Raw genomic sequence first — 25,546 nt, 5'->3', positions numbered from 1 at the left:
GGCGGGCGGCACCGGTCTGCGATGATGGCCGTCATGCTCAAGGTGCTGATCCGCAAGCTGCCGCCGATCGCCCGACGGGATGCGCGACTGCGGCGGCTCAAGGAGCAGAACGACCGGTTGCGCGCCCAGTCCTCGCCGTGGGGTCCGCCGAGTCGGGATCGCGCCATCGAGGTGATACGTGAGAGTGGCCTGTTCGACGCCCGGTGGTACCTGTCTCAGATCGATGATGTCACCACCGACCTAGACCCCGTCGAGCACTACGTGGACCAGGGACAGCGAGTGCCCGGCGTGTCCCCGCATCCGGCCTTCGTCCCGGACTGGTACCTGGAACAGCACTCCGGGACCCTGCCCAAGGGGTCGCCGGTCCGGCGGGCGCCGTTCCTGCACTACCTCACCTGGGGGGCCGCCCGTGGGCTGTCCCCGCACCCGCTCTTCGACGCGGCCAGCTACCGGCGGGCCCACCCCGGGTCAGGCACCTTCCCGGGTGGTCCGGTCGCACACTTCATCACCAAGGGGCAGCCCCTGAGCGAGGCCGCCGGCGCCACCGGAGCGCCCTGGGACGCTCCCGACGCGTTCCTCGCCCAGGCCACGGCCACCGCGGAGCTGATCCGGGACACGCGCGGCTTCAGCCACGTCGAACGCGACGTGCCGGAGTTCGACCTGGAGGAGGAGGCGCGGGTCAAGGACGAGCTGCGTCGTCGTCCGCTGCCCTCCCCCCCGCCCCTCGTGAGCGTGGTCGTGCCGAGCAAGGACCGGGAGGTCATGCTGGCCCGGGCGATCGACTCCGTCCGTGGGCAGAGCTACCCGCACCTCGAGCTGATCGTCGTCGACGACGGGAGCCAGGACGGGACCCCCGAGCTCCTGGAACGGTGTGCGCGTGAGGACGACCGACTCGTCGTGGTGCGTCACGACCAGGCACGGGGAGTGGCGGCCGCTCGCAACGCCGCCCTGGACCGGGCGACCGGGCAGTTCATCGCCTACCTGGACTCGGACAACACGTGGTCTCCCGACTTCCTGGAGCTGATGGTCCGGCACCTCACCCACACCGGGGACCGTGCTGCCTACGCTGTCACCGAGCTGGTCGAGGAGGGCGGTGAGGGACGGCACCTGTACCGGGGGCTGCCCTTCGACCGGGCTCACCTCCGCGAGCGCAACTACATCGACTGCATCGTGCTGGTGCACGAGCGCGCCCTGCTCGAGCGCACCGGTGGCTTCGACGAGAGCCTCCGGCGCAACGTCGACTGGGACCTCTTCCTCCGGTTGGCCGACGAGACCGACTTCGGCTTCGTCCCGGTGCGGGCGACGCAGTACGACGTGTGGACCGAGCAGGGGGAGCGGATCACCACGCTGGAGCCGATGGCCTACCGCTACGTGGTTCGGCAACGGGCCCTCGTGGACCTCGCGGGCGTCCGGGCTCGCGCTGACGAGCGCGTCCCGGGCCTGCTCAGCGTCGTCCTGGTCGTCAGCGAGTCGACAGCGGCAGCCACGGTGCTGACCGGGGTGGAGCGGATGCGCGAGACCGCGACCGGGCCCCTGGAGGTGGTGGTCGTGGACTCACGCACCGACACGGCGGTCTTCACGGCGGTCGATGCCGGGCTGAGCCGGGTGGAGGGGGTCACCGTCCATCGGTTGACCCAGCCCCTGCCGATGGAGGTCGTGCGCAACGTCGGCGTGCAGTGGACCACGGGTGAGCAGCTCGCCTTCATGCCCTCGGACATGTGGACGCAGCCTGGGTGGGACGCCCCGTTGCGGGACGGTCTGGCCCAGCACGCGGTCGTGCAGCCGCTGGTCCTGACACCTGGGGGGGCCGTCTGGTCGGCCGGCCTGGAGTACACCGGGTCAGGTCACTGGTACCTCCCGTGGTCGGGTTTCCCCGGTGACGCCCCGGAGGTCCGCTCCGACCGGGAGGTGAGCGCCGTCACCGCTGCCGCCTTCGCCGTGCGCGCCGTCGACTACCTCGATGCCGGTGGTCTGGAACCACTGCTGCGGGACGACCTCTACGGTGGCGACCTCTCGCTCCGCATCGGCTCTGCCACGGGACGGTCCGTCGCGTGCCTGCCCGGCAGCGTGATGGCCTGGCGGAACGACCCACCCGAAGGTCGGTCCGCCTCGGCACTGATGCGGGTCCGGGACAACCAGCGGCTGGACCGGCAGCGGTGGCAGCAGATCGGCCGACCGCACCGGCCGGCTGCGCGGGTCCTCCAGGGGTACCAGCTGGTGGGGTTCGCGCGCGAGCGGAACACCCAGCCAGCCCCGCGGCCGCTGGTCGTGCACGACCGCCCGTCCCGCCCGCTGCGCTGGGCGATCAAGATCGGTGCCCCCACCGTCGAGCGCCGGACCAACTGGGGCGACTGGCACTTCGCCCAGTCCCTCCGGGACTCGCTGGAGCTGCTCGGTCACGAGGTCACCATCGACTGCAAGGACGAGTGGTACCGTCCCACCGCCCACCTCGACGACGTCGTGCTGCAGGTCCGCGGTGTCTCGATCTACGAGGTGAACCCGGGACACACCAACATCGCCTGGGTGATCAGCCACCCCGACCGGGTCACCGCCTCCGAGCTGGTCGACTACGACCTCGTCTTCGGTGCCTCGTCCCGCTGGTGCGCATCCATGTCGAGGCGGATGGGGCGGCCGATCGAGCCGATGCTGCAGTGCACCGACCACCGCAGGTTCCGTCCGGTGCAGCCGGACCCGCGGCGGGCGCACGACGTGCTGGTGGTCGCCAACGCCCGCGGCGTGAGGCACAGTGTCGCGGCCGCCCTGCACGCCGGGATCGTCCCCTCCGTCTACGGCTTGCGGTGGGGCGGGCTGCTTCCCGAGGGCGCGTGGCAGGGGCCCTACATCCCCAACTCCGAGCTGCCTGGCGTGTATGCGGCGGCCGGGGTGGTGCTCAACGACCACTGGGACGACATGCGGGAGCTGGGACTGCTGTCCAACCGGCTCTTTGACCTGGCTGCCTGCGATGCCCGTGTGGTCAGCGACTACATGCCCGAGGTCGAGGAGGTCTTCGGTGACGTGGTGCTGACCTACGGACCGCACAGAGAGATCGGTGACGCGGTGCGCCAGCAGCTGCAGGAGTCTCCCGAACGGGCCCAGGCGCGGCGCGACTTCGGGGAGCGGGTTCGGTCCGAGCACACTTTCGACGCCCGGGCCCTTCAGCTGTCCGAGGCAGCCCTCGGGTTGCGCGCCCGGGAGGGGCTGCCGATCCGCTGAAAGTAGGACGGAGGGGTCGGTGCGAACTCGTCCGCGTCCGGTGTCACGGGACCGCTGGTCACCCAGTCGAGTGCGGCCGGGGTCGCGCGGTGGATCCGCAGCGCGACGGCGCGCGACCCGGCGGTCGGCGCCGCCGGCGTCGCGTTGCAGCCGTGTACCGCATACCCCTCGGTGTTCGTGGGGGCGGACGCTCCGTCCTCGGCGTACCACAGGGACCCACCCTCCAGCCCTTCGGTGGCGGTGCACTCGACGGTGAGCTGGTCATCCTCCAACCAGGTGCCGTGTCGCCATGGTCGGAACCGCATAGGGCTGTGTGCCACCGCCGCGCCGCTGTGCCGGAGGGCGTCGACCAGGTCGGCGAGGTGGTGCGGTCCATAGCGGAGGTCGGTGCTGAGCCGGGTGCAGTAGAGCGTCCCCCGTCCCCGGGCCTCGATCGCCAGCTCGTCTGCCCGACCCGGGTCTGACACGTGGCAGCTCACCACGGACGGCCAGCTCTGCCGCGCCAGGTCCTCGAGGAGCGTCGCAGGCAGGTCGTCCTCGTCCGGCAGCAGCACCAGCACCGCTGGCGACACGTCGGTCGAGCCCCGGGTGGTGAGCGCGCGCGCCCGCCGACGCAGCGCCAGCGACAGCAGCTCTCGCTCACCCAGGTCGGTGACCCCCTCGGGGTGGACGCGATCCAGCAGCCCGACCAGGATCGGGTCGAGGTCATCACGGACGGCGTCCGGAAGCCCTTCACCGGCCACGGGCACACCGGCCAGCGTCAGCCAGAAGACGGTCCGCACGGTCAGCTCCTCGGGGCTGAGGCCGGCTCCGTGCCCGGTGCGCGCCGCATCCTGCGTGGTGCCGGCGGCCCCTGGATCCGGCTCGGTGCCGGGCGGCCGCACCCGCACCATGCCCGACGGTCGCAACCGGGCGAGGTCGTCCGCGCCCCAGACCGTCCCAGCCTCCACCTGTGCCACCAAGCGGGTGTCCCGCAGGTGGGGCCGGAAGCCCCGGGGCGAGAAGATGGCCTGGTTGACGGGGATGGGTTCCACCCTCGCGAGTTTGCCACCGTCTTTGCACGGGAGGGGCACGTGGTGCCGGGCAACGGACACGGCACTGACCGTTAGCATGAGCAGCGGCCCCCTCGGGTCATCGGAGACGGCTAGGGCGACGTGTGGAGACTCGATGGATGAGGTTGCGGCTGCCGGACAGCGATGGACCTCGCTCCCGGTCCCTCCCCTCGGCGGGTGGACACCCCGTGAGAAGGTCGCCGTGGTGCTGCCTGCTCGGGACAACCAGCTCGAGCTCGAACGCACCCTCGCGGCCCTGGCACACCAGACGTACCCGTCGGAGCTGCTGGAGGTCGTCGTCGTCGACGATGCGTCCGGGACGCCGTTGCAGGTGCCTCCCGGTGCCCCCCCGGGGACCCGGGTGGTCCGCCGGGACGAGGCGCAGTCGCACGGTTCAGGTGCCGCCCGACACGAGGGTGCGCTCGCCACGCAGGCGCCGATCCTGCTGTTCCTGGACTCCGACATGCTGGCCGACCCTGCTCATGTGGAGGCGCACGCGCGCTGGCACCACGTCTGCGACCACGCCCTGGTGCTGGGCCGGAAGTGGTTCGTGAAGGTCGACGATCTCGGCCCTGCCGAGATCGAACGCGCGGGCCGCGACGGGACGGGTGTGGGTGACCTGCTCACCGGCCGGGCGTGGCGCACCCACCAGTGGCAGGAGGAGCACATCGAGCAGCAGGACGGGCTCACCCGGGACGCCGACGACGTCTTCATCGCCGTGGTCGGCGCGACGGTGTCCATCCGGCGCGAGCTTTACCGGCGCACCGGTGGTTTCGCCACCTTCGGGCTGCGCGGCATCGTCGACACCGAGTTCGGCTACCGCGCTTACACCCGCGGGGCTCTCGTGGTCCCCGACTCGGAGGCACGGTGCTGGCACCAGGGGGCGCGCAACTTCGCGACACGGGGAGCGGAGATCAAGCGGACCCGGATGGGTCTGGCCGCCAACTACCTGCCGGTCCCGCTTTTCCGGCCGCACAACCGGGGGCGCCGGTGGACCGTGCCCACCGCGCGGGTGGTGGTGGACGTCTCAGGACAGGGTCCCGGGCAGCTCGGGGAGGACGCCGGTGAGCTGCTGCTCCTGACCGTGGACTCGGTGCTCGGCTCGGAGATGAGCGACCTGGCCATCACGGTCGTGACGGGGCAGACGCAGCTCCCCTCCTGGTGGTCGGACTACGTCGCCTCCGAGCACCGCGTGGAGTCGTCCGTGCAGGCGCTGACGAGCGGGTTCCCCAGCCCGTTGACCGTGGTCGTCCCGGTCGGGGTGGTGCTCGCCGCCGACAGCCTGACCCGCGCGGTCGCGCTCCTGGGCGAGGAGGTGCGGGTGGTGCGGACGCTGCCAAACGCCTACGGCACCCCCAGCGTCGAGGTATGGCGTACCCGGACGTGGAGAGGGCGCTGCGCCTGGGCCTGGACGCCGTGGCGCCGGAGGTGCTGGGCGAGCGATGGTGTCCCCCCGAGGCCCTGGGCGTGCGTCCCGGGACCGCGCGCATCACTCCCCAGGGGATGATCGCCGGGGTCTGAAGGCTCGTCGCCGCCCGCGACGCGGGAAGGCGCTCAGGCCAGCAGGACGTCCAACGCCTGGACCATGCGGTGCATCCTGCGGCGATGAGCCGGTAGCGCCCGACGATGCGCCGCCCGTGCGGTCCGATGCCTCCAGCCCTGGAGGAACTGGAGGATGACCAGCGCCAGCTGCTCCGGTGCTGGCGCCGACTGGTGGGGGCGACACCGAGGCAGCTCTGGGTGCAGGTCGCTCCATTGCTGCGGTGACAGTGTGCTGGAGGCCAGGACCTCGAAGACGTCGTGGCTGATCGGGCGGCGACCGGCGTCCTTCCAGTCGACCAAAGCGATCCCGCCCCGTCCGGTGAGTACCGCGTTGCCCAGACCCGGGTCGCCGTGGCTGAGGCCGACCGTGACACGTGGGTTGCTGTCGAGCAGGGCGAGGGTGCGCGCGCACGCGGGTCCGGTCGACATCAGGGGGCCACAGCAGGTGTTCACGTTCCCTGACCAGGGCGGTGGAGGCGCGTCGAGCCCGGTCCAGGGACGGAGGCGGCAGCTCGACGCCTGTGACCGGCTCCACGTGCCACAGCGCATGGACAGCATCCAGCAGATCGTGCACCGCGGCGGTCTCGTGCGGCATCACGGGTCGGCCGGGCAGCCACTCCTCCACCACCACGTCGACCTGCTGCGCGGACCTCGCCGAGCCACCTCCCCACCAGCGTCGACCCGGTCGCAGTCCCGTGCTCTCAGTGCTCCGCACGCGGGGGACCGCGACGGGAAGCCGCGCGTGGGCCAGGTGCTGCAGTGCGGCACCCGCCAGCAGGCCGGTGCGGTTCCTGCGGGCTGGTCGTTCGTGCACGGCGACCGACAGGGGGAGGGGGGAGCGCAGGTAGAAGGCGCGATATCGCAGATGCTGGTGGGTCATCCGTCCGACCAGGACGAGGTCGGCGACCGACCGGGTGCGAGACAGGTGCGGGCACGGAGCCGCACCCAGGATGGGTGCCCCGGTGCCCGGGTGGGTGAACAGCTCGGCCCAGGGGTGCAGCTCGAAGCCGGGAGGGTGGAGCACCCGCCACCCGAAGCGCGCCTCGCGACCGCGCAGGGACGACGGCAGGAGAGGAAGGTGCGCTCCAGGGCCGCGGACCAACCTGCGGCCACGAGCGAGGGCGGGTGGGTGGCCCAGCGTCTGCTCGTGTCATGCCACGTCTCCTCGCCTCTGTCGGGCGGACCCGGCGCGACGTGCACCGGATCGACAACCTAGGCAGTGCATGAGAGATCTGTGAGACATGATGGGGCCTTCCACCGCGTCGCGGAGGCGGGTCACGCGAAGGGCTCGAGCAGGTCCGCGAGCACCGGGGCCAGCGATCGCGAGTAGGTCGTCGTGATGTGGTTCCTGTCGCTGTACACGACGGCGTCACCGATCACGGCGGGGCACACCGATGCGTCGCAGAAGTAGGAGGTCAGGTCCGCGAAGGTCACGTTGGCCGGTGCCGACGGCACCTGTGACGTTGGGTCCTCCCGGGCCAGGGTCGTGTCTCGCTCCACGTCGCACGCTGTCCCCAGGGGGCCCTCCTCGGCCAGGCACTCCACCCTGTCGAAGGGACTGCGCGGCGTGTCCCGGATGGCGAGCACGGGGATGTCGTGGGCGGAGAGCTCCGCCCAGGTGTCGAGATAGCTGGGGGGCAGCACCTCGGACTGCTCGCGCCCGCTGATGGTCGAGGTCATCACCACCAGGTCCGGCTCGAGGTCGATGATGTGCGGGAGGGCCGCGTCGTTCCACCGCCCGCAGGACACGCTTTCAGGGCTGTCGTCCCCGGGCTCCGGGGCGAAACCCGTCCGACAGCCGTTCTTGATGACGGTGAGGACGCGCCACCCGGTCTGCTGGGCGGCCCGGTCCAAGCCGGGCAGCCAGTGCGCGCTGTGGCTCCCACCGGTCAGGACGATGCTCCGGTCCGCCTCGAGGTCACCGTACTCGCAGGTGATCACCTCGTCGTCGGTCTGCGTCGTGGCGCACCCCTCGTCGTACAGGGACGGCACGTCGTCCACCGCGGCCAGCACCCCGGGCACGGGCTGCCCGTCGTTGCCCTTTCGCAGGTCCACGACGTCGCCCCGCCCGTTCTCGTCCAGCAGCTCGGCACCGACCAGGCCCTCGCTCTGGACTCGTTCGACCTCGACCTGGCTCGCCGCGATACCGGAGACGGCGACGATGGCGACCGCGGTGGCCCCGAGCAGCACCGTCGCACCGGTCCGTGCCGTGGAGGCCCACGAGCGCAACGGCCGTTCGACCACGGCGGTGGTGGCGAAGGCCAGCAGCACCGAGAGACCGATCACCGTGGCGCCGTCCACCAAGCCCGCGCTCGTCCGGTCGCTCACGTGCAGCCACAGGACGAGCAGCGGCCAGTGCCAGAGGTAGATGGCGTAGGACACGGACCCGAGACGGACGAGGCCGGGCGTCGACAGCAGACGACCGGCGGTGGCGCGGGTCGCACCCTGTCCGGCCAGCAGGATCAGGGCTGCGCCTGTCACGGGCCACAGAGCGACCCAGCCGGGGAAGGTGTCCTGGACCGGTAGGACCGTGCCACAGCTGACGATGAGGGCCAGGCCGAGCCAGCCCGCGGCGGTCGAGGTCTTATCGCCCGGGCGGACACCCCGGCGCATGGCCAGCGCCACCAGTCCACCGCCGGCGAACTCCCAGACCCGGGTCAGCGTGTGGAAGTACGCGACGGGCTGGTTCTCAGCCGTCAGCACGAGCGAGAAGGCGAACGAGGCGGCGCACGCGGCGGCGATGACGACCGTGAGGGAACGCTCGGGCGACAGACGTCCTCGCCACCGGAACGCGACCACCGCCAGGAGGGCCCACAGGACGTAGAACTGCCCCTGGACGGACATGGCCCAGAAGTGCTGCACCGGGCTGGCCGCCGCGTCCCGTTGCAGGTAGTCCACCGACTGGCCGATGAGCTCCCAGTTCTCGAGGTACACCGCGGAGGCGGCGATTTCCCTGAACGTTGTCCGCCAGGAGGTCGCAGGCAGCAGGGCCACGGTGGCCACCGCGACCACGGTGAGGACGAGCAGGGCCTGGGGGAGCAACCGGCTCATCAGTCGGCCCGCGTACACACCCGGCCGCAACCGACCATAACGCTCCTGGTGGCCCAGGACGGTCGTCGTCATCATGAAGCCGGCGACGACGAAGAAGACGTCCACGCCCCCGGACACGCCACCGAGCCACACGTGGTGGATGGCGACCAGCAGGGCGGCGACCGCGCGCAGTCCGTCGATGTCCAGCCGGCGCTGCGTGGGAGGCATGAGACGACCTTTCACCGCCGGACAGAAACCCGGCGCACGCTACCAAAGACGTCTGCGGCGACCCGCCAGGTCAGTCCCGGCCGTAGAGGTCCCGGGTGTAGAGCTTGTCGCCGAAGTCGTCCCTGTGCTCGTCCAGCCGGTTGGCGATGATGACGTCGGCCGCCTCGGTGAACGCCGGCAGGTCGCGCAGCACGCGGCAGCCCTGGAAGGTCTCGCCCTCGAAGGAGGGCTCGTAGATGACGATCTCGACCCCGCGCGCCTGGAGCCGCGACATGACGCCCTGGACGCTGGAGGCGCGGAAGTTGTCGGACCCGGCCTTCATGATGAGGCGGTAGATCCCGACGCGTCGCGGGTGCCGGTCGAGGATGTCGGCGGCGATGAAGTCCATCCGGGTCGTGTTGGCGTCCACGACCGCGGTGATGAGGGTCTGCGGCACGGTGCCGTAGTTGGCGAGCAGCTGCCGGGTGTCCTTGGGCAGGCAGTAGCCGCCGTAGCCGAAGCTCGGGTTGTTGTAGTGCGCCCCGATGCGCGGGTCCAGACCCACGCCCTCGATGATCTGGCGGGTGTCGAGCTGGCGGGTCACGGCATACGTGTCGAGCTCGTTGAAGTAGGCGACGCGCATCGCCAGGTAGGTGTTGGCGAAGAGCTTGATCGCCTCGGCCTCGGTGGAGCCGGTGAGCAGCACCGGCACGTCGTCGTGCAGGGAACCCTCCAGGAGCAGGTCGGCGAACTCCTGACCGCGCTCGGTGGTGTCGCCGACGATGATCCGGGACGGGTGCAGGTTGTCGTGCAGCGCGCGGCCCTCGCGCAGGAACTCCGGGCTGAACAGGATGGTGGCGCCGGGGTGCTGCTCGCGGAGGCCCTCGGTGTAGCCGACGGGGATCGTGGACTTGATGACGATCGCGGCGTCGGGGTTGATCCGGCGGACGTCCGCGACGACCGCCTCGACGCTGCGGGTGTCGAAGAAGTTGGTCACCGTGTCGTAGTCGGTGGGGGTCGCCACCACCACCCACTGCGCACCCGCGTAGGCCTCCTCGGGGTCGGTGGTCGCCCGCAGGTCCAGCTCGCGCGTCGCGAGGTAGTCGCTGATCTCGGGGTCGTGGATCGGGCTGCGGCGCGCGTTGATCTCGGCCACCTTGGCGGTGTCGATGTCCAGCGCGCACACCTCGTGGTGCTGGGCCAGGACGACGGCCAACGAGAGCCCCACGTAGCCGGTGCCGGCGATCGCGATCTTCATGCTTCTCCCTCTGCTCGGTCCGGCACAGTATGTCGTGGCGCGGGTGAGAAGCCGATGAGGCGGCGCCGGGTGCGCCGTCGCGCAGGAGCCGACCGGGATGAGGCAGGAGACGAGGTGCGGATTAGGTGGCGCGCGACGGCGCCCGGTATCGTGGTCGGGTTCACCGCGGTCCGCGTCGCTCGGCGAGCCCTGCGGCTGTGGACAACTCCTGCACGGCTCACCGCTCGGTGGCATGCTGGCAGGGCAGCGGTGCGACGTATGACCCTCCTGTCACGGAGAGACCGTGACCGCTACAGACCGAAGGAGGTGGGTCTTCCGCATGCGTCAGTACGAACTCATGATCATCCTCGACCCCGAGACCGACGAGCGCACGCTCCAGCCCACGCTGGAGAAGATGCTCGCCGTCGTCGGCAAGGACGGTGGCTCGGTCGACGAGATCGACGTCATGGGCCGCCGCCGGCTGGCCTACGAGATCAAGAAGCAGGCCGAGGGCATCTACGCGGTGGTCAACCTCACCGCCGAGCCCGCCACCGCCCAGGAGCTGGACCGCCAGCTGGGCCTCAACGAGTCCGTCCTGCGGACCAAGCTGCTGCGCCGCGACGCCTGAGTCGCGACCCGGCACACCCCGAACCCCTGACCTGACCGACAGCAACGCGAGGAGCACCTGACATGGCCGGAGAGACTCCGATCACCGTCGTCGGCAACCTGACCGCCGACCCCGAGCTGCGCTTCACCCCCAGCGGTGCGGCCGTCGCCAACTTCACGGTGGCGTCCACCCCGCGGCAGTTCGACCGCCAGACCAACGAGTTCAAGGACGGCGAGACGCTGTTCATGCGGTGCTCGGTCTGGCGCGAGGCGGCCGAGCACGCGTCGGAGTCGCTGCACCGCGGCGACCGCGTCATCGCGACCGGCCGGCTGGTCTCCCGCTCCTGGCAGACGCCGGAGGGCGAGAACCGCACGGTCATGGAGATGCAGGTCGACGAGGTCGGTCCGTCCATGCGGTATGCCACCGCCCAGGTCACCAAGGCCCAGCGCGGCCAGGGTGGCTCCGGCGGCGGCTGGCAGGGCGGTCAGGGCCAGGGCGGCCAGGGTGGTCAGCAGGGCGGCTACTCCGGCGGCGGCAACGCCGGCGGGCAGCAGTCCGGGGGCCAGCAGGCCCCGGCCAACGACCCCTGGGCGACCGGCGGCGCCAGCAGCACCGGCGGCAACTCCGGCAACTCCGGTGGCTCCGGCGGGGGCTCGGGCTGGGGCGGCGCGCCGTCCTACGACGAGCCGCCGTTCTGATCGGCCACCCTTCACAGCACCACCACGAACACACCCACCATCCCGAGCGATGAGCTCGGGCTCTCACGAAAGGGGAGAGCACCACGATGGCCAAGCCCGTCATGCGCAAGCCGAAGAAGAAGGCGAACCCGCTCAAGTCCGCCAAGATCGAGGCGATCGACTACAAGGACACCGCGCTGCTGCGCAAGTTCATCTCCGACCGCGGCAAGATCCGTGCCCGTCGGGTGACCGGCGTCTCCGTGCAGGAGCAGCGCCGGATCGCCGGTGCCGTGAAGAACGCCCGCGAGATGGCGCTGCTGCCCTACAGCAGCTCCGCCCGCTGAGCCCGGTCGCATCAGGAGCGCATCATGAAGATCATCCTCACCCAGCCTGTCACCGGTCTCGGTGACGCCGGTGACGTCGTCGACGTCAAGGACGGCTACGCCCGCAACTACCTGCTGCCCCGCAAGGTGGCGACCGCCTGGACCAAGGGCGGCCAGAAGCAGGTCGACTCGATTAAGGCGGCCCGCGACAAGCGGGCCGTGAAGAGCGCCGAGGACGCCGCCGCCGCCAAGGCCCGGCTCGAGGGCGCCGAGATCACCGTCGAGGCCCGCGCCGGGTCCGGTGGCCGCCTCTTCGGTGCCGTCACCCCGGGCGAGATCGCCGAGGCGATCGTCGCCGGTGGCGGCCCCCAGGTCGACAAGCGCCGCATCGAGGTCCGCACCCCGATCCGCAGCGTCGGCGACCACGCCGTGCACGTCCGCCTGCACGAGGACCTCGCCGCCGACGTCACCGTCAGCGTCGTCGCCTCCGCCTGAGCGGCCGACTGCACGCGCAGCACACGCCGCACGGCCCCGTCTCCCCCGGGAGGCGGGGCCGTTCCGCGTCCGCCCGTCGAGGCGCCGCTCGCTGATCGCCGCCCCGTGACCGTGGAAGTCTCGCCATGGCGCAGTTTCCCCGGTTGGGTAGCGGTCGGCGGGCGGGTGCGACCGTGGAAATGCTGCCCCGGCGCGCTTTTGCCGGTCGGCGTTGCCCTCAACAGCGGTTGCGACCGTGGACATGCTGCCGCGGCGCGCCTTTGCCGGTCGGCGGGCGGGTGCGACCGTGGAATCGCTGCCGGGGCGCAGCTTCCCCGGTCACCGGGCCCTCTGACGTGGTGCCGACCGTGGAAGTCTCGCCGGGGCGCACCTTTCCCGGTCAGCCGGCCTGTCCGAGCCGTCGTCGGGCCGCCTCGAGGGCGGCTCCGAGCTGCCGGAAGAACGGTTCCGGAGTCGTCCGGAGCCCCAGCACCGGGATCTGCAGGCTGACCATGGTGCGGTCCCTCAGCTGAAGGTCGTTGTGCCGCAGGGCGTCGTCGAGACCGGCTGTGCCCTGGAAGTGCTGGGCTCCGTGGATCTCGACATGCACCCCGAGATCCTCCCAGAACACGTCCAGGTAGACCCGTCCGTTCCGGCCCGTCCGCACCGCCTGCCGAGCCGGCTCCGGAAGGCCACGGCGACGGCACTCGGCGGCGAAGTCCAGCTCGTTGAGCGAGTGAGCCCCGTCGCAGACGTCCCTGATGACCTCGTCGAGCACTGAGGTCTCCCAGGTCCGCCTCATCTGCTGCCAGCGGACGAGCAGAGCGTCCGGCGCCACGAGTCGCTGCTGCACGGTCATCGCCACGAGGGTGGCCGCCTGCCGGTCGGTCCTGGCCCATCGCGCCGCGCGGACCACCGCGACGTCGGGTGGTGTGCGCCGAAGACCCGAGGTGGTGCGCGGCCCCAGGTCGCGCAGGCGGTGGTGGCAGACCCCTTCCAGTCGACGGACCGTGGCGTTGTTGGGCACGGCGACGTGGATGACCGGATCCTCCCAGTGCTGCAGCCCGGTGGCCAGCAACGCCGTCGCGCCGTCCAGGACGCTGTGGGTGCCGGACTCCCAGACGGCCCACCACCACAGGGCATGGCCGCTCGGCACGTCCGAGGTGATGCAGAGGGTATGCGCTCCCGCCCGACTCCACGCGCCGTGGTCGATCTCCGTGGCGATCTGCCCTGGTGTCAGCCCGGCTTCCAGGAGCATCCGCCTCGTGACCACCCCGTCGTGCGGCTCGGCCAGGTCTCGCGCGAGCCGGTGCCGCCGGGCACGTTCGAGCCGCTGGGTTGTCCTGCGCTCGGCGCGCGTCGTGGGCATACCCCAGTCTGCGACGCACTGACGACGCCTCGCTGAACCTATCCACAGGCCACTCCTGGACCGTCGAAGCGTCGCCACGGCAGCAGTGTCACGGTCGGCTGGGGGCTGACAGCGGCTGCTGACCGTGGATGCGCCGCCGGGGCGACACTTCCACGGTCGGCCGAGGCCTCGAGGAACGGCGCCAAACCCGCCCGGCACTGCCCCCTGCCGCTCACCGCTCGGCGCCGACCACCATCCACCGCTCCCCGCTGGCCCGCCGCCACATGAGCAGGGCCCGGACGCTCATGAAGCCGGTGAAGGCGACCCACAGCCAGACCAGACCGGTGGTGCCGTCGACGCCGGTCAGCCGCACGGCGAGCACCATCGGGAGGTAGGCCACGGTCGCCGCGGTCTGCGCCCACGCCAACCACCGGGTGTCGCCGGCGCCGATGAGCACACCGTCCAGGATGAAGGCGATCCCGGCGACTGGCTGGCCGACCGCCACGACGAGCAGGGCCGCGGCCAGGGCGGCCCGCACGTCGGCGTCCTGGCTGAAGCCGAGCGGGATGACGCGGTGCAGCGCGACGATGAGCACGGCCAGGATCACGCCGAACCACACCGACCACCGCACCATCAGTGCTGTCGCCTCCCGCGTCCCCGTGACGTCGCTCGCGCCGAGCGTCTTGCCGGTCAGCGCCTGCGCGGCGATGGCGAGCGCGTCGAGGGCGAAGGCGAGCGTGGACCATACCGTCAGCGCCACCTGGTGCGCCGCCAGCTGCTCGTCGCCCAGCCCGGCGGCCGACCAGGTGGTGAGCAGGAGCGCCGCGCGCAGCGCGATGGTCCGCACGAGCAGGGGTATGCCCCCCCGCGCCGCCCGCAGCACCCCCGCGCCGTGGAAGGTCAGGGACGACCCCAGCCGCCGGGCCCCGCGGACGACGACGAGGACGAGACCGAGCGCCATACCGGTCTGCGCGATGACCGTCCCGATCGCGGCGCCGGCGATGCCCCACCCGACTCCGTGCACGAGCATCAGCGAGAGCGCCGCGTTGCCGGTGAAGCCGACGACGGAGGCCACGAGCGGGGTCCGCGTGTCCTGCAGCCCGCGCAGCACCCCGGTCGCGGCGAGCACGACGAGCATGGAGGGTATGCCGAGGGCCGACCAGCGCAGGTAGGTCACCGCCTCGGCCACGACCGCGTCGCCGGCGCCGAAGAGCTGGACCAGCGGCTGCGCGAGCAGAGCGGTGAAGACGGCGCCGACCGCGCCGAGCAGCAGCGCGAGCCAGACCCCGTCGATGCCGGCGCTGACCGCGCCCCGTTCGTCTCCGGCGCCAAGCCGGCGGGCGACGACCGCGGTGGTGCCGTAGGCGAGGAAGATGAAGATGTTGACCGCGGTGAGCAGCACGGCGCTAGCGACCCCGAGACCGGCCAGCGCGGCGGTGCCGAGGTTGCCGACGATCGCGGAGTCGGCGAGCAGGAAGAGCGGCTCGGCGACCAGGGCCAGGAAGGCGGGCACGGCCAGGTGCAGGATCTCCCGCGCGCGCCCCGGGTCGCCGGTGCGTCGCGTGTCTGGCTCGGTCACGACGCCGAGTCTGCCACCCACCACCGACTTTCTTGCGTCCACAGCAGCGGTCAGGCAACGTCGCAGGTCAGAGCCTGATGTGACGAAAGTTCCGTGAGTTTCCACAGTGTTGTCCACACGCCGTGCTGGGACGTGGGGTGGGTTGTCCCCACGGCCTCCACACCGTGTCCCCAGGTCGTCCACACGGGGATGCTGCGGGTTGGTGACCTCGGCCGTACGGTAGGCCGATTGCGGGTCTGTCGGCGGTGGGTGCTGGACTTCTCGCACAGGTTGAGCACGTGCTGACGACGGGCGAGGAGGCGGTATGACGCTGAGCGAGATGGACGTCTACGGACCGCCGGACCAGGGTGCGCCGAGCGGCCCGGAGGACCGTCTTCCTCCTCAGGATGTCGCCGCCGAGCGCAGCGCGCTGGGCTCGATGATGCTGTCCAAGGACGCCATCGCCGAGTGCTCGGAGATGGTCAAGGCCCAGGACTTCTACCGCCCGGCGCACGAGGGCATCTTCGAGGCCTGCGTGGACCTCTACTCCCGCGGCGAGCCGGTCGACGCGATCACGGTCGGTGACGAGCTGACCAAGCGGGGCGACCTGCAGCGCATCGGGGGCACGGCATACCTGCACCAGCTCATCGCCGAGGTGCCGACGGCCGCCAACGCGGCGTTCTACGCGGAGATCGTCGCCGAGCGTGCAGTGCTGCGGCGCCTGGTCGACGCCGGCACGCGGATCGTCCAGATCGGCTACCAGGGGGGCGACGTCGAGGACATCGTCAACGCCGCGCAGGCCGAGGTGTATGCCGTCGCCGACAAGCGCGGGGGCGAGGACTACCAGGCGCTCGGCATGCTCATCGAGCCCACGATGGACGAGATCGAGCACGCGGCCGGGTCCTCGGGGGAGATGACCGGTGTGCCGACTGGGTTCACCGAGCTCGACGAGCTCACCAATGGCCTGCACCCCGGGCAGATGGTCATCATCGCGGCCAGGCCTGCTGTCGGGAAGTCGACCATCGCCCTGGATTTCGCCCGGGCCGCGGCGATCAAGCATCAGATGGCGACGGTCGTCTTCTCCCTGGAGATGAGCCGGACCGAGATCACCATGCGCCTGCTGTCGGCGGAGTCGGAGATCCCGCTGCAGAACATGCGCAAGGGCAACATGCGCGATCGCGACTGGACCCGGCTGGCCGAGACCCAGGGCCGCATCACCGACGCCCCGCTCTTCATCGATGACAGCCCCAACATGTCGCTCATGGAGATCCGCGCCAAGTGTCGCCGGCTCAAGCAGCGCAACAACCTCAAGCTCGTGATCATCGACTACCTGCAGCTCATGAGCTCGGGCAAGCGGGTCGAGTCGCGCCAGCAAGAGGTCGCGGAGTTCTCCCGCGCGCTCAAGCTGCTGGCCAAGGAGCTCGAGGTGCCGGTCATCGCGCTGTCGCAGCTCAACCGAGGTCCGGAGCAGCGGACGGACAAGAAGCCGCAGATGAGCGACCTTCGTGAGTCGGGCTGCCTCACCGCTGACACGCGCGTGCTGCGCGCCGACACGGGGGCGGAGGTCACGCTCGGTGAGCTTCACGAGCAGGGCGCGACCGACGTGCCGGTGTGGTCCCTCGACGAGTCCCTGCGGTATGTCCGGCGTCATCTCACCCACGTCTTCGCCACCGGGACGCGGCCGGTCTTCCGACTCACCCTCACCTCGGGCAAGACCCTGACAGCGACGGAGAACCACCCCTTCCTGGCCTACGACGGCTGGAAGGCCCTCGGCGACCTGCACGCCGGCGACCGCATCGCCGTGCCGCGCCACGTCCCTGCGCCGGAGCGGCACGAGCCGTGGGCCGACGACGCCGATGTGGTCTCCCTGGCCGACGATCTCGTCGAGGGTCGGGCGTCTCGGCTCCCGGACGAGGCGTGGTTCATGTCCAAGCGTCAGATCGCCGTGCTCGTCGCTGCGATGTGGGCCCGCGAGGGGCAGGTGGGTGTGAGCCCGCACGAGGAGCGACCCACGATCTCCCTTCCCGGGAACCCGTCGGTGCTCGATCAGATCGCCCGACAGTTGCTGCGCTTCGGAATCAGCACGGAGCAGCGGAGGTCAGTGGCCGGCGCCGTCCTGGGCGTTGTGGAGTGGGACGACCAGCGCCGCTTCCTCCAGGAGGTCGCGCCTCATGGCGACCTGGGGCCAGACGTGGCGGGGGCTCTCGCGCTGGTGCGAAACGGTGCAGGCCACGCCGCCGCGCCTCGGCTGTCGGAGCCTTCTCCGCTGTGGGCCGAGGTGGGCAAGGTCATGAGGCGTGCTGAGGATGCTGGCTCGTTGAGCTCGGTGGTCGATGTGCTGGACAAGGAGGAGCTTGATCTCGCCGCTGTCAACGACGTGCTTTTCGGGCAGATCCAGTCGGTGGAGCTGGTGGGCGTCGAGGAGGTCTACGACGCCACCGTGCTCGGTGGCCACAACTTCGTCGCCAACGGCATCGCGGTTCACAACTCGATCGAGCAGGACGCCGACGTCGTGATTCTGCTGCACCGCGAGTCGCTCTACGAGCGGGAGTCGCCTCGCGAGGGCGAGGCGGACGTCATTGTTGCCAAACACAGGAACGGCCCGACTGACACTGTGGTTGTCGCATTCCAGGGCCACTACAGCCGATTCACGAATATGGCCAGCAACTTCTGAGCCTCTGTCGAGATGCAGCGAACATGGCACAAACTGAGTTCGTATGTGTCATCAGCACTGTGCCGAGTCGGCGATGACGGCAGCAGTGTCCGTGCTGCCTGGTAGATGTAGCGAATGACCATCAGCACGGATCAGACAATCTTCCCGCCGTTTACGGTGACACGGGCGGCGATCGACCAACTCACCGCCCTGGGCGGAGCGGTCCGCATCGACCTCGAAGACGGTGGGTGTTGTGGCACCACCTACGTCTTCGACCAGGTGGACCCCGCGGCGCCGGATGCAGCAGGTGGCACAACGTACGGATGTCCCGGTGCCTGGCTCATCGTCAGCGACACCGCGGCCGACGTCTTGCCCGGAGCCACCCTGGACTACTCGCCGCGCCTCAGGCCCCCACGGTTCCGAATCCTTGGCAACACCAACACCGAGCACGTCTGTCCCTGTCGCCGCTCCTTCGGTGAGCCCTGGCCCGGCCCCCGCCAACCCACGTGCCGTTCCTATCAACCCATGCCCTGGGACACCACCTACGCCCCACCGGGCGATTGGAAGCGCCGCACCGGCTATCGAACCCCCAGAAGCCAGGCGCAAGAAGAGTAGGGCCGTCGACCCTCCTGTACTTTGCACAACCCAGACGGCAGAGTCGGAACGTGCAAGGTCGGTCGAGGCCGGGTGTGCAACCTTCTCTGCGCCTCGACACCTCTTGTCGACGTGAGACCACCACCAGGTAGCAGGTAGCGAGTTGCCGCGTCATCCTCCTGCTGCTACTGCGGGCAACCCCAGATCTCCCGGCTTCGGCCCCTCCTGTGGTGAGCGGTCAAGGCCGTGGAGCCACGGCAAGGCAGCGTGCCCGAAGGGCTCCACTTGGCGCTCCACGAGCGGCAGCAGCGACCGAGCGGTCTCTTCCGCGGCCCGCACGGCCTCGTCGACGATGAGGCCAGACCCAGCCAGAAGGTCCCACTCGTCCTGGTCCACGAGCCCCGCCCGACCATCGGGCCTCCGGAACAGGTCCAGTTCCAGATCGATGAAGGACCACGTCTCGTCCTCGAACGTGAGTGGCGTGCAGACGTCGATGGTCAGATCTGTCTCGGCTGTGAACCAGAACGCAGGCAGACTCCACGAGCGCTCGATGACCAGCCAGACAGCAGCGTTCTGCTGCAGCTCAACGCCGCCATCCGGCTGGTGCACAGGAGTTCCCTGGCGGGACCCGAGCCAGGTTCCGTGTCGATCGGTCCCCAGGATCTCGACCGGCCAGCTGAATGCCTCCCTGCAGCGCCTCCTGGCAATGTCCCACTTCTGCTTTGAGAGCCGCACCACGGTTCCCATCATGTCAGCGTCGCCCGTTGTGACGGCGGCTTATCCACCAGGTACTGGCCAAGCACCGAAGGCCCTGATGGCGTCGACGAGTGGAGTCCACCCGGGGTGGTGTGCGACGGGCCCGGTCAGCGTGGACATGCATGGCTCTCGCTGCGGCGACATGTCGTTGTGCTGCGCTACCTTCCTAGCCCGGCTGTGAGCGCGGAGGGGGCTACTGCCGAGTCTCTGAGGGGAGGGCCTGGCGTGGCATAGCAGCAGGACCGCCGTGCCCTCACGGCGACAGCCCGACAGCAGGGCTCTGTGGATAACTTCGGAGGGAAGACCGCGGGTCGCGGCATCCTGGCCGGATGAAGAAGACGATCGAAGCCATGATCGGAGACATCGACCACCGGCTCATGGGTGTGCTGCTCACGTTGCTCCAAGACGGGCCACAGGATCTGGAGTGGCTGTCGGCTCGCGCGCGGCGACAACTCCAGGACGTGCGCGTCGATGAGTATGCCGTGAGCAGGGCGGTCGAGACCTGCACCTTGCTCATCGGAAGACCGGACGGCTCGGTGGTCCGCCTCGTCGACGCCCTGGACGGCCAGGTGCTGACGCACCGGGTGACGGGGGCGCATCCTGGTCGAACTGAGCTGTGGAGTGTGCTCGCGCTCATGCCGCTCGTCGCGTGCGCTGGTCAGGCGCCCTTGCGGCTCGCCTCGGGTGGTGAGGTGACGACAGCCGCTTTCGGGCACAGTGCGCTCGTCGGCCCGCCGGGATGGCTGCCGGACGCCGCTCCCGGCCAGTTGCTCGGCCTGCGCCTCGAGGGCGGCCTGTTGTCGGTCGAGGTTCATGACGCGACGGTGATCAGCGAGGAGCGTGACCGCAGAGTTCGTCAGGTGTTGACGACCCATTACCGCACGGAGGAGTGGTTCGCCGAGGACGAGCTGGAGGCCCGCCCCGGAGCGCTGAACCGTGCCATCGGTGACGGCCTGCTCGAGGATCCAGGCCTGCTGACCTCGCCTGTCACGCCGCTCAACGAGCTCCTCTACGACGCCCTGCACGAGGTCGACCGCGTGAGCCAGTTCCGGGACCGGCAGGCGTGGGAGGCAGGAGACTGCGTCACCTTTGGCATATCTGGTATGCCGGAAGCCCTCTGCAGCGAGTTGTCCCGCCGCGCTCACACCTACGGTATGACGCTGGACCAGTACGTCATCCTGGCCCTCGGGCATCTCGCCTGGCGGACCCCGTTCGCCGAGGATGTCGGGCCGTGGGAGTCATGGGTCCCTGACCCACCCGAGCCTCTCGACCACCCCCGCATGCGATCCGTGTAGCACGGGATCCGCGCTACACTTAGCCATGGCCAACCTCACTATCACCGTTGACGCCGCGACCCTGAAGCGCGCGCGAGTGCGCGCGCTGCAGCGGGACGAGTCGGTGAACGCCTTCCTCGCGCAGGCCCTGGCTCGGTATGCCGACGGAGACGACGCGGCCGGGCACATGGACCGAGTGCTTGCCGCTGCGGCGGCGACGAGCCAGGGATCAGGCCCGGGGGGCCGCACCTGGACGCGCGACGAGCTGCACCGTGGCTGACTTCCTCGACACGAACGTCGTGGTCTATGCCTTCGACGACGACGAGCCGGTGAAGCAGGCGCGGGCGCGGCAGCTCATGCGAGAGCGACCGGACGCGGTGATCAGCACCCAGGTGCTGCTCGAGTGGTACGCCGTCGTGACGCGGAAGTTTGCTCCCGCCATGCCGCTTCATGCCGCCGCCGGGGCGCTGGCTTCGCTGGCCGCCCTTCACGTCGTCGACGCTGACGCCGAGCTCGTCGTCCGCGCCGCTGAGCTCTCTGCGCAGCACCAGATGTCCATCTGGGACGCCATGATCGTCGAAGCGGCGAGTCTGGCGTCGTGCGAGACACTCCTGAGCGAGGACCTGACTGACGGGGCGTCGCTCCGAGGCGTCTCCATCCGCAACCCCTTCGCGGGCTGACCCGGCTCGCGGCAGGGCGATGCCGCCTCGTTCGACGCGGTGGTGGCAGCGATCGACGCCAGCGCCGACCCCCTCGTCGTGTCACCGTTCGTCGTGGCCGAGCTCGACTACCTCGTCCTTTCCCGCCACGGGTCAGACGCCGAGCATGCTGTGCTCGCTGAACTCGGTGGTGGTGCGTGGGAGTTCGCCGGCATCGAACGCCGACGCCTGGCGGAGGCTACCCGGATCGTCGAGGCCTACAGGGACGTCCCCATCGACGTCACCGATGCTGCCAACATCGTGCTCGCACAGGCATACCAGACCCGCGAGATCGCGACGCTCGACCGTCGGCACTTCACGATCCTGCGTCTTGACGATGGTTCCGCTCCGCGCCTTCTGCCCTGAACCATCCTGCGCCTGCCGGGAACTCATGCCTCCCGACGCTCTCCGATCCTGGTCTGTCTGGAGGTCGGCCTGAGCGACTCCCGCCAGCGGGGGGCAACCGTATGCTCTCGGTGAGCGAGTCCTTGATATGTTCGCGAGATCGTCAGGCGTCCTCGGGGGATGACCGAGGCTGGGCGCGACACGAGATGGGGGTATGAACATGAAATACCGCTGGGTGGCTGGCATTTCTGCGATCACCTTGCTGGCTGCTTGCTCCGGAACTGCTGATGATCCGATCGATCTCGATGTCGAGAATGCCACCGCGCTGATCGAGGAGGCCGACACCGCGTTCGCCCAGGGGGTCCTCGCGGGCCTGGACCCTGTGACAACAGGTGACGAGGCGACGTCGAGGTGCTACTTCTCTGGTCCTGCGCAGTTGTCCAGTGCCATCTCCTGCGGTCCGCTCCGCACTCTGGGCACTGACGAACCGACGTGGTATACGGCTCCTCTCATACGCAAGCAGAGTCGGGAGGGCATACGACTGTCCCTCGCGGCCACCGAATGGACTGTCGCTCCAGCGGGTGAGGATCTCCACCGGCCGGACGGTCTCGAGCCAGCGCCGATCGCCGCTCTCCCCGAACCCCAGGCACCGACCCTGCCCGAGAGCAACGTCGCCCGCTGGTTCCCGGAGGGCACCCTCGATGCCGACGTGACCTGGGAGCCCCTGGAGGGCGTCTCCATCCATGCCCCCGCAGCGACGTTCGAGATCACGGGCACAGCCGAGTTGGACGAGGTCCCGGCGTCCCTGGCGTACGACGGCGCTGCCGACGAAGACGCTGCGGTGTCCTCCTCACCGTTCTACGTCCCCGCCGAGGGACAGCGTGTGACTGCCTGGCAGCTGGAAATCTCGCCGTCCGTGGTTCCGGGCTTCGAGCCGGTGGGATGGGGTGGACCTGAGACCCGGGACGCGACAGCGCGGCTCTCTGTGAGCTCTGGTGCACAGCGCCTGCCGATCGAGCCTCACGAGGACACCCAAGATCCCCTCGGTGCCAGTTGTACTGCTGGGTTGCCCTGCAGCCACATCACCCCAGGTCGCTACGTGGTGGTGACCTCCGTCGCGGAGGAGGGTCCGCAGGAGCTGATCGTCTCTACGGACGGGGAGGACCAGGTCCTCGATCTGCAGAGCGGGGAGGTGACGTCGTCGGCGTCACTCCTCGCGGAGCAGCGGTCCGACTTGGAGCTGCAGACGTCCACGACGTGGCCGCGAGAGGTCTACACGATCCTCACCGAGGCCGAGGCTGACGAACAGGGCTACCGGTGGACGTACAGCGACGTCGAGCTCACCTATGCGGGAAGCGTGAATTCTGTGCTGCTGGTTCCGTACGACGAGCACCTAGGGTGGGCCCAGGAGGGGCGGGCGTGGTTGTCCGTGCAGATCACGGATGATCCACGTCGGCTGCAGCAGGGCAGTGAACTCCAGTACGACCGGGGACGGACCTTCCAGCTCATGGTCGGTGACGAGAGCCTCACACCGGTCGGCGATGAGGCGATGACGGACTACCTGGTGTTCGACGTCCCTTCTGACTTCACCGCGGGGGAGTTCCGCTATCGACCGACAGGAAGCTTCGTGCTCGACGACTCTCCGCTCGAATTTCAGGCTGAGAACAGTTTCACGCTGGAGATCCTGTTCGAGGGGGAGCGCCGATGAGGGCTCGGGGAGTCGTGCCGGTCGGTGTTCTGGCCTTGAGCGGCATTCTCGTGCTCGCGGGCTGTAGCCCAGAGTCGGGTCGGGCGCACCCGATCGATGCCGCGGAAGCCCTCCTCGCGGCTCTCGCCGACCGGGATCCGCAGGATGCCTGCGCGATGTTCGCCGACGAGAGCGGCCCGATTCCTGATGGTGAACGTGCTGACTGCGAGGCGTGGCTGAACAGATCGTTCGCCCAGATGACGGACTCTGAGGCAGACGCGATCGGAGATGCCACGGTGGAGACGGTGACCCTGACGCAGGATCCGAGTCGCGCACGGGTGCGGTCCGATGACTTCGAGACACCGGGCGAGGCCTTGCCGACGCTCGAACTGATCAAGGTCGAGGACCGCTGGTACGTCACGGACATGCCGTAGACGCAGCTCCACGCACTGTCGCCGGAGCATCTCCCTCTCCAGCGGATTGATCCTCTCGCCCGGTCCGCCCCCGCGGTCTCCTGCTCACGTGCTCACCGAGGTCGAGCACCCGGGTGAAACCGCGCCGCTCGATGTCGTCGAGCACCGCCCGGTATGCCGTGAGGTTGCCGTGGACGTCGGAGACGAGGGCGAGCCGGTCCACCGGTCAGAGCACCACCGCGAGCGAGGCCTCCAGGAGGTCCAGCCCCTCGACCAGCTGGTCCTCGTGGTGAGGCGTTCGGGCAGCTGGTGCTTGCTCGGGACCGGATCATCGTGCCGACGTTCAACTGGGCTTCTCGGATCCGAGCGGCGTCAGTTTGCACATTGCCCGCTGGGGGGCTGGATCGTGCAGTGTTCGGCGGTGGAGTCGTGCAATCTCCTTTGCATCTCGACATCGGTTCTCGGAGAGATATCCACAGGGTGTGGATGACGGTTCTCCGGGCACATCTGATCGTCAGATGGCCTCGGTGGCATGAGGCCGATCACCGCCACCGAGGCGTCGCGGCGCTTCTCCGACTGCCCGACGCCATCGAGGCCGGTGAGTCCGTCACGGTGGCCAGGGGCAACCGGGCGGTCGCAGACACCAGACCGGCGTGCCGGCGGACCGGTCGCGACCTGCGAGCGGCAATCGTCGAAATCCCGGCCCCGGGCGAGCAGTTCGTCACCGAGGCCATGGGGACGGTGGCGCGGAAGGTGCCGCATCCGTGGGGCGACGCCGGGTCCTGGACTGGAACGTCCTGATCGACGACGAGCGAGGTCACGTGGACGTGGCGTCGCTGGACGACGATCAGATGGCCATCGCCGTCCTCACCGTGGCCGTTCGGCGGCCTCCCTGGGGTGGCTGCCCACGAGCCCTGACCCGTGACGAGCAGGGCCGCGCGGAGGAGTGGTCCGCTCCGGCAGCCGTTCTTCCGGGCGAGGCACGTCGAGCCGCATGGCCGATGTCCTCTGAGCTGTCGACCGGCCATGGTGGTGGGACCAGTCCTCGACCCACCAAGGAGTCGCCCATGAGTACTCAGTCCGCACCACACCCCACGCCGCTGCAGAACCCGGCGGTCCCGGTCACGGCCCAGCTCGCCGCAGCGTGGACCAGCTTCATGTTCCTCTACATCTACGTCGACTACCTGACCCCCTACAAGCCTGGGGTCGTCGACGACATCCTCGACGGTGTCGTCTGGGAGTTCGAGATCACCCAGACCTTCGCCGCGAGCGCGCTCGCCAGCGTGGCCGTCCCGATCCTCATGATCGTGCTCTCGGCCACTCTGCCCGCCCGGACCAACCGGGTGCTCAACCTCGTGGTCGCCATGCTCTACATCCCCTACTCGGCGTTCAACCTGGTCGGCGAGCAGTGGCTCGTCTACTACGGCCTGGGACTGGGACTCGAGCTCGTCCTGCTCGGGTTCATCATCCGTGCCGCCTGGGCCTGGCCCCGCACCACCTCAGCGCCCACGACGGACGGCGCGAGCACCCGCCGTGCCCAGGTCACCACGTGACGGCGGTCCGTGGACCCCGACCCGACCGACCGGCCCCACGGCCGGCGGCCGAGTTGAGTCCCCCATAGTGGTGTAGCGCGGTAGCCGAGGTCGTCGTCTCCGGCGTGTGCGTCAGGCGAGGACGCGGCCACCGCGTGATCCTTCGAGTGAACCTCTCACAGCACCCTCGAACGGAGTCACACGATGACCGCTCCTCACATTGTCGACCCTGCCGGCCTGCTCGGTGAAGCCCTGGCGGAAGCATCCCCGGATCTGATGCGCACGCTGTTGCAGTCGATCATCAACAGTCTGCTGTCCGCGGACGC

22 protein-coding genes are annotated in these 25,546 nt (G+C 69.8%); 14 read left to right on the top strand and 8 right to left on the bottom strand.

Going from position 1 to position 25,546, the window contains the following annotated elements; translation table 11 throughout:
* Positions 1-33 precede the first annotated feature (33 nt).
* Positions 34-3,213: a glycosyltransferase gene (locus BJF80_RS03745; RefSeq protein ID WP_158068464.1), complete on the top strand. Its 3,180-nt coding sequence runs from the start codon at positions 34-36 to the stop codon at positions 3,211-3,213.
* Here BJF80_RS03745 and BJF80_RS03740 read toward each other — a convergent pair.
* Entirely contained in the window at positions 3,156-4,247 is a 1,092-nt protein-coding gene (locus BJF80_RS03740; RefSeq protein WP_075811438.1) for a hypothetical protein, read from the bottom strand. The genes BJF80_RS03745 and BJF80_RS03740 overlap by 58 nt on opposite strands.
* A gap of 133 nt (positions 4,248-4,380) precedes the next feature.
* Here BJF80_RS03740 and BJF80_RS03735 point away from each other — a divergent pair, with 133 nt between their 5' ends.
* Positions 4,381-5,772 carry a glycosyltransferase family 2 protein gene (locus tag BJF80_RS03735; protein ID WP_158068463.1) on the top strand — a complete coding sequence of 464 codons (1,392 nt, stop codon included), beginning with the start codon at positions 4,381-4,383 and terminating at the stop codon, positions 5,770-5,772.
* Positions 5,773-5,819: 47 nt separating this feature from the next.
* Here the strand turns inward: BJF80_RS03735 and BJF80_RS03730 are convergent, their stop codons facing one another.
* The 3 genes from BJF80_RS03730 to BJF80_RS03715 form a co-directional block, all read right to left on the bottom strand.
* Complete coding sequence (locus tag BJF80_RS03730; protein ID WP_075811434.1) at positions 5,820-6,236, bottom strand: phosphotransferase; 417 nt, start codon at positions 6,234-6,236, stop codon at positions 5,820-5,822.
* A gap of 846 nt (positions 6,237-7,082) precedes the next feature.
* Positions 7,083-9,065: an acyltransferase family protein gene (locus tag BJF80_RS03720; RefSeq protein ID WP_075811430.1), complete on the bottom strand. Its 1,983-nt coding sequence runs from the start codon at positions 9,063-9,065 to the stop codon at positions 7,083-7,085.
* A gap of 70 nt (positions 9,066-9,135) precedes the next feature.
* Positions 9,136-10,302: a nucleotide sugar dehydrogenase gene (locus BJF80_RS03715; RefSeq protein ID WP_075811428.1), complete on the bottom strand. Its 1,167-nt coding sequence runs from the start codon at positions 10,300-10,302 to the stop codon at positions 9,136-9,138.
* A gap of 319 nt (positions 10,303-10,621) precedes the next feature.
* Between BJF80_RS03715 and rpsF the strand changes: the two genes are divergently transcribed.
* The 4 genes from rpsF to rplI all read left to right on the top strand — a co-directional run bounded on the left by rpsF (position 10,622) and on the right by rplI (position 12,383).
* On the top strand, positions 10,622-10,909 hold the full coding sequence (gene rpsF, locus BJF80_RS03710; protein ID WP_022923502.1) for a 30S ribosomal protein S6: 288 nt from the start codon (positions 10,622-10,624) through the stop codon (positions 10,907-10,909).
* Between the two features lie 62 nt (positions 10,910-10,971).
* A complete protein-coding gene (locus BJF80_RS03705; RefSeq protein WP_075811426.1) occupies positions 10,972-11,586 on the top strand; it encodes a single-stranded DNA-binding protein in 615 nt (204 codons plus the stop codon).
* Positions 11,587-11,672: 86 nt separating this feature from the next.
* On the top strand, positions 11,673-11,909 hold the full coding sequence (gene rpsR, locus BJF80_RS03700) for a 30S ribosomal protein S18 (RefSeq protein ID WP_066639385.1): 237 nt from the start codon (positions 11,673-11,675) through the stop codon (positions 11,907-11,909).
* 24 nt (positions 11,910-11,933) lie between these two features.
* Positions 11,934-12,383: a 50S ribosomal protein L9 gene (gene rplI / locus BJF80_RS03695; RefSeq protein ID WP_075811424.1), complete on the top strand. Its 450-nt coding sequence runs from the start codon at positions 11,934-11,936 to the stop codon at positions 12,381-12,383.
* Between the two features lie 379 nt (positions 12,384-12,762).
* On the opposite strand, the gene BJF80_RS03690 is transcribed toward rplI, so the two are convergent.
* Both BJF80_RS03690 and BJF80_RS03685 read right to left on the bottom strand, forming a co-directional pair.
* Entirely contained in the window at positions 12,763-13,731 is a 969-nt protein-coding gene (locus tag BJF80_RS03690) for a hypothetical protein (RefSeq protein WP_075811422.1), read from the bottom strand.
* Positions 13,732-13,942: 211 nt separating this feature from the next.
* A complete protein-coding gene (locus tag BJF80_RS03685) occupies positions 13,943-15,289 on the bottom strand; it encodes an MATE family efflux transporter (RefSeq protein ID WP_075812142.1) in 1,347 nt (448 codons plus the stop codon).
* Positions 15,290-15,593: 304 nt separating this feature from the next.
* Between BJF80_RS03685 and dnaB the strand changes: the two genes are divergently transcribed.
* Complete coding sequence (dnaB, locus tag BJF80_RS03680; RefSeq protein WP_075811420.1) at positions 15,594-17,942, top strand: replicative DNA helicase; 2,349 nt, start codon at positions 15,594-15,596, stop codon at positions 17,940-17,942.
* 744 nt (positions 17,943-18,686) lie between these two features.
* Here the strand turns inward: dnaB and BJF80_RS03675 are convergent.
* Positions 18,687-19,262 (bottom strand): ribonuclease FAU-1 family protein, encoded by a 576-nt coding sequence (locus tag BJF80_RS03675; protein ID WP_158068462.1) that lies wholly within the window; start codon positions 19,260-19,262, stop codon positions 18,687-18,689.
* Positions 19,263-19,600: 338 nt separating this feature from the next.
* Between BJF80_RS03675 and BJF80_RS03670 the strand changes: the two genes are divergently transcribed.
* From BJF80_RS03670 to BJF80_RS03645, 6 genes are all read left to right on the top strand, one after another.
* Complete coding sequence (locus BJF80_RS03670; protein WP_075811416.1) at positions 19,601-20,566, top strand: hypothetical protein; 966 nt, start codon at positions 19,601-19,603, stop codon at positions 20,564-20,566.
* 25 nt (positions 20,567-20,591) lie between these two features.
* Positions 20,592-20,825: a hypothetical protein gene (locus BJF80_RS18695; RefSeq protein ID WP_075811414.1), complete on the top strand. Its 234-nt coding sequence runs from the start codon at positions 20,592-20,594 to the stop codon at positions 20,823-20,825.
* Positions 20,818-21,225, top strand: a complete 408-nt coding sequence (locus tag BJF80_RS03660; protein ID WP_075811412.1) for a PIN domain-containing protein — start codon at positions 20,818-20,820, stop codon at positions 21,223-21,225. Before BJF80_RS18695 ends, BJF80_RS03660 begins: the two co-directional genes overlap by 8 nt.
* 39 nt (positions 21,226-21,264) lie before the next feature.
* Positions 21,265-21,609 carry a PIN domain-containing protein gene (locus BJF80_RS03655; protein ID WP_075811410.1) on the top strand — a complete coding sequence of 115 codons (345 nt, stop codon included), beginning with the start codon at positions 21,265-21,267 and terminating at the stop codon, positions 21,607-21,609.
* A gap of 193 nt (positions 21,610-21,802) precedes the next feature.
* Complete coding sequence (locus BJF80_RS03650) at positions 21,803-23,296, top strand: hypothetical protein (RefSeq protein ID WP_075811408.1); 1,494 nt, start codon at positions 21,803-21,805, stop codon at positions 23,294-23,296.
* Between the two features lie 14 nt (positions 23,297-23,310).
* Positions 23,311-23,709 carry a hypothetical protein gene (locus BJF80_RS03645; protein ID WP_075811406.1) on the top strand — a complete coding sequence of 133 codons (399 nt, stop codon included), beginning with the start codon at positions 23,311-23,313 and terminating at the stop codon, positions 23,707-23,709.
* On the opposite strand, the gene BJF80_RS18155 is transcribed toward BJF80_RS03645, so the two are convergent.
* Positions 23,693-23,911: a metallophosphoesterase family protein gene (locus tag BJF80_RS18155; RefSeq protein ID WP_143456550.1), complete on the bottom strand. Its 219-nt coding sequence runs from the start codon at positions 23,909-23,911 to the stop codon at positions 23,693-23,695. The genes BJF80_RS03645 and BJF80_RS18155 overlap by 17 nt on opposite strands.
* An 844-nt stretch (positions 23,912-24,755) precedes the next feature.
* On the opposite strand from BJF80_RS18155, the gene BJF80_RS03635 reads away from it, so the two are divergent.
* Entirely contained in the window at positions 24,756-25,241 is a 486-nt protein-coding gene (locus BJF80_RS03635; RefSeq protein WP_075812140.1) for a DUF6326 family protein, read from the top strand.
* Positions 25,242-25,546 lie beyond the last annotated feature (305 nt).

This window comes from Serinicoccus sp. CUA-874 (assembly GCF_001942225.1).
GTDB lineage: Bacteria > Actinomycetota > Actinomycetes > Actinomycetales > Dermatophilaceae > Ornithinicoccus > Ornithinicoccus marinus.
The sequence above is the reverse complement of the archived record's forward strand: the minus strand, read 5'-3'. Positions and strand labels throughout refer to the sequence as shown.

Excerpts from the sequence above, each read along its gene's own strand:
- rplI (WP_075811424.1), top strand. The coding sequence starts at position 11,934 with ATGAAGATCATCCTCACCCAGCCTGTCACCGGTCTCGGTGACGCCGGT.
- BJF80_RS03735 (WP_158068463.1), top strand. The coding sequence starts at position 4,381 with ATGGATGAGGTTGCGGCTGCCGGACAGCGATGGACCTCGCTCCCGGTC.
- rpsF (WP_022923502.1), top strand. The coding sequence starts at position 10,622 with ATGCGTCAGTACGAACTCATGATCATCCTCGACCCCGAGACCGACGAG.
- dnaB (WP_075811420.1), top strand. The coding sequence starts at position 15,594 with ATGACGCTGAGCGAGATGGACGTCTACGGACCGCCGGACCAGGGTGCG.
- BJF80_RS03720 (WP_075811430.1), bottom strand. The coding sequence starts at position 9,065 with ATGCCTCCCACGCAGCGCCGGCTGGACATCGACGGACTGCGCGCGGTC.
- BJF80_RS03670 (WP_075811416.1), top strand. The coding sequence starts at position 19,601 with ATGAAGAAGACGATCGAAGCCATGATCGGAGACATCGACCACCGGCTC.
- BJF80_RS03690 (WP_075811422.1), bottom strand. The coding sequence starts at position 13,731 with ATGCCCACGACGCGCGCCGAGCGCAGGACAACCCAGCGGCTCGAACGT.
- BJF80_RS18695 (WP_075811414.1), top strand. The coding sequence starts at position 20,592 with ATGGCCAACCTCACTATCACCGTTGACGCCGCGACCCTGAAGCGCGCG.
- BJF80_RS03635 (WP_075812140.1), top strand. The coding sequence starts at position 24,756 with ATGAGTACTCAGTCCGCACCACACCCCACGCCGCTGCAGAACCCGGCG.
- BJF80_RS03705 (WP_075811426.1), top strand. The coding sequence starts at position 10,972 with ATGGCCGGAGAGACTCCGATCACCGTCGTCGGCAACCTGACCGCCGAC.
- BJF80_RS03650 (WP_075811408.1), top strand. The coding sequence starts at position 21,803 with ATGAACATGAAATACCGCTGGGTGGCTGGCATTTCTGCGATCACCTTG.
- BJF80_RS03715 (WP_075811428.1), bottom strand. The coding sequence starts at position 10,302 with ATGAAGATCGCGATCGCCGGCACCGGCTACGTGGGGCTCTCGTTGGCC.
- BJF80_RS03745 (WP_158068464.1), top strand. The coding sequence starts at position 34 with ATGCTCAAGGTGCTGATCCGCAAGCTGCCGCCGATCGCCCGACGGGAT.
- BJF80_RS03675 (WP_158068462.1), bottom strand. The coding sequence starts at position 19,262 with ATGGGAACCGTGGTGCGGCTCTCAAAGCAGAAGTGGGACATTGCCAGG.
- BJF80_RS03730 (WP_075811434.1), bottom strand. The coding sequence starts at position 6,236 with ATGTCGACCGGACCCGCGTGCGCGCGCACCCTCGCCCTGCTCGACAGC.
- rpsR (WP_066639385.1), top strand. The coding sequence starts at position 11,673 with ATGGCCAAGCCCGTCATGCGCAAGCCGAAGAAGAAGGCGAACCCGCTC.